At 59.2% G+C, this 3213-nt stretch carries 2 protein-coding genes, 1 tRNA gene and 1 pseudogene; all 4 read left to right on the plus strand.

Features of this window, described 5'->3' with window-relative positions; all coding sequences use genetic code 11:
- The first annotated feature begins 28 nt into the window (after positions 1-28).
- A tRNA-Met gene (locus ABD906_RS00450) sits at positions 29-105 on the plus strand.
- Between the two features lie 416 nt (positions 106-521).
- Positions 522-1424, plus strand: coding sequence for an HNH endonuclease (locus ABD906_RS00455; protein WP_345097617.1), 903 nt, complete (start codon positions 522-524; stop codon positions 1422-1424).
- 65 nt (positions 1425-1489) lie between these two features.
- Complete coding sequence (locus ABD906_RS00460; RefSeq protein WP_345097618.1) at positions 1490-2002, plus strand: cysteine hydrolase family protein; 513 nt, start codon at positions 1490-1492, stop codon at positions 2000-2002.
- Between the two features lie 366 nt (positions 2003-2368).
- Positions 2369-3112 (plus strand): annotated as a pseudogene (locus ABD906_RS00465) (cation:dicarboxylate symporter family transporter); the annotation flags it as partial.
- Between the last annotated feature and the right edge of the window lie 101 nt (positions 3113-3213).

The raw sequence follows: 3213 nt of genomic DNA on the forward strand, positions 1-3213 counted from the left end.
CGCCGGCAAGGTCCGCAAACACAATTGACGCGGGGTGGAGCAGCCCGGTAGCTCGTCAGGCTCATAACCTGAAGGTCGCAGGTTCAAATCCTGCCCCCGCAACCAGATCAAAGCGTCCGGATCAAACCGGGCGCTTTTTTTGTGTGGCTCAGCATCTCACGCCCGGATGCTACTTTGAAAAGGACGTTGCTGCTCTGCTTGCATTGGCTGCTGCCGGCGCAAGATCAAGGCGTCGGCTTCATAACCGGAAGGGTGAGGAGGAAAAGCAATCGATCCGGTGGATCGATTCCCCGACGAACGGGGCAAATCCTGCCCCCGCAACAAAACAAAAAGCCCCACAAACGGGGGCTTTTTCGTGCCTGAAAACGATCAGCCGTAACACCGGCCTCCGCCGCAGCCAGGCCTAGTAGGGTTGGCAGCGCGCCGCTTTATGCCGGAAGCCATCCGTGTGGTTTATCCCACGCCTGGCACGTTCCACCGGAAGCTGGTATCCTAACAACGGTTAATACGGGGCAGCACGTATGGGATTCGGCGTTTTCGTTCACCGGTCGGATTCGATATACGACGATAATCCGGCGGAACAGTATCAGTTTCCGCGGCAATATCTGGAGCGCGTCCAGCGATGCGTCGGCGACTGGATTGTCTTCCTCGAGCCGACCAAAGTGCCTAAGACACGCGGCTACTTTGCCTTGGCAAAGGTTGCGATGGTCATTCCTGACCCCAAGGCTGATGGAATGTACCTGGCGCTGATGGAGCCAGGAAGCTACCTTGATTTCGTCAATCCCGTACCATTTCGGGGGCCCGATGGCGTCGTCGAAAGAGGCGTGCTGAACGAGCATGGCAGGATTTCCGGGCGCGCCCAGGCTGCTGTTCGTCCGCTGTCGCCGGAGGACTTCGGCCGGATTGTCTCACTGGGACTGCGTGAAGACGCACCAGAGTTGCCGCGCGGAGGAACCGCGGCCGAGGTGTGGGGTGGTTTGGAAGACGTCCAGGCACCATTTGAATTCGACGAGCCACGAAGCAGGGTGTTGCAACTGAGTTCGCGGATTGTCCGGGATCGCTTGTTCAGGCGCCTCGTGTTGCAGGCGTATGACAAGAGATGTGCAATCACGGGGCTACGTCTCATAAACGGGGGCGGGCGGGCCGAAGTTGATGCGGCACACATCAAGCCGGTCGAAGCGAACGGTCCGGACATCATCAGCAATGGACTTGCGCTGTCAGGTACCGCCCATTGGATGTTTGATCGGGGCCTCATCACATTGACCGATGATCTGGAAATCCTGGTCTCGCGGCAGGCCAATGATCCTGACAGCATACGTGCCTTGATCAACAGGACTGGGCGGGCGATTGTGCCCTCGCGCCCGCATCAGAGACCGCACCCGCATTTTCTGAAGTGGCACCGGGAAAACTGTTTCAAGCACTGAGCGGATTCTTGCAATCGTCGGCAGCTCCTGTTTGAGTTTCCAGCCTGAACCGTCGGAGCCAGAGCATGACGACCGCAGCCCTCCTCGTGATTGACATACAGGAAGATTATTTCCCTGGCGGGGTTCTGCCGCTGCATGAAGCGCTGAAGGTGGAGGAACGCCTCGTGGCTGCCATCCGTCGCGCGCAAGCGGCCGGCGAGCGGGTTGTGCTGGTTCAGCATGTTTCGCCGGCCCAAAGCGGCTTGTTTGCTGCGGGCAGCCGCGGGGCGGAGATCCGCCAGGCCATTCTGTCGGCTGCGCCCGCTGCGCCGGTGGTGCGCAAGCAGTTCGCGGACGCTTTTCAGGATACGGATCTCAGTCGGCACCTCGACGGTGTCACCCAGCTGCGGATCTGCGGAATGATGACCCAGAACTGTGTTGTGTTCACTGCAATGACGGCGCTTGCAAGCGGCTATGACGTGACGGTGATCGGGGATCTGTGCACGGCGCCGATGGAAGTGGTCCACCGGATTGCGCTCAATGCCCTTCGATCAAAGATGACGGTCCGGGATGCCGAGGAGGTCTGGCCGGCGGCCTGACGGATCGGTGCGGGGGCCGCAAGAAAATGCCTCCGATATCCCTTCGGCAACTCATCCGGCGCCTCGCGGCAGAACCGGAACGGCCCTCGCGTTGCCGACCGGCAGAAAAGCCGATCCACTATCTCCCATACCAAGGTTAGCCCTTCCCGCGGGTGATTGCCGGGATGCCCGAAACCTCGTGATTTGCGTGAGAATCGGGCCGATTCGGCCGCATTCCCCCGTTGGCACTTGAAAGTCCTGTGCAGACTTTGGCTGCGCATTGGCTTTCGTTTCTGCTGTGCACGCGTTATACCACACGCTAATTTGAAGAGATTTTTTTGACTGACAACCTCGTTTCTGATTATCGCATTTGAACGGATAAACGGTATGATTTCAGGAATAAATCACGTGCGGCCCGGGCCGGCTGCCACGGGGAGGATCTACACTCATCTTTACTTTCAGGTCATCGTTGCAATCGTCGCGGGAATCCTGCTCGGGCATTTCTTTCCGGACCTTGGTATCAATCTGAAAATTCTCGGCGACAGTTTCATCAAGCTGGTGAAGATGATCATCGCGCCGGTCATATTCCTCACTGTCGCGACGGGTATTGCCGGCATGAGGGACATGGCGAAGGTTGGGCGAGTGGCCGGCAAGGCCATGGCCTACTTCCTGTGTTTTTCGACGCTTGCCCTGATCTTCGGGATGGTGGTTGCGAACGTGGTGCACCCCGGCGCCGGCATGCACATCGACCCAGCTTCAATAGATGCGAGTGCGGTGTCGGGCTATGCCGAGAAGGCCAAGCAAGAATCGATCAGCGGCTTCCTGAGCAACATAATTCCGTCGACCCTGGTGGGCGCCTTCTCGTCCGGTGACATTCTCCAGGTTCTGTTCGTCTCCGTGCTGTTCGGAGTTGCCCTGTCCATGTCCGGGAGCGCCGGTCACAGGGTGACGGATTTCCTGGAAGTGCTGACCGCCCCCGTGTTCAAGTTGGTGGCGATCCTCATGCGTGCCGCGCCCGTTGGCGCCTTTGGTGCCATGGCATTCACCGTCGGGAAATACGGGATCGGCTCGGTCGCCAACCTCGCCTTTCTCGTGGCGACCTTCTACCTTTCGGCGGTTCTGTTCGTGGTGAACCGCGCCGGGTTTGCCGGAGGCTGATTTGGTTTAGTTACGCGGCCATGGCTTCAGTTTCCAGAGCCGCGTAGAAGTTTGCCTCGGCTTCGGCGGGCGGG

This window comes from Chelativorans composti (assembly GCF_039541695.1).
Classification (GTDB): domain Bacteria; phylum Pseudomonadota; class Alphaproteobacteria; order Rhizobiales; family Rhizobiaceae; genus Chelativorans; species Chelativorans composti.

Coding starts and splice junctions, on each gene's coding strand:
- ABD906_RS00455 (WP_345097617.1), top strand. CDS start 522: ATGGGATTCGGCGTTTTCGTTCACCGGTCGGATTCGATATACGACGAT.
- ABD906_RS00460 (WP_345097618.1), top strand. CDS start 1,490: ATGACGACCGCAGCCCTCCTCGTGATTGACATACAGGAAGATTATTTC.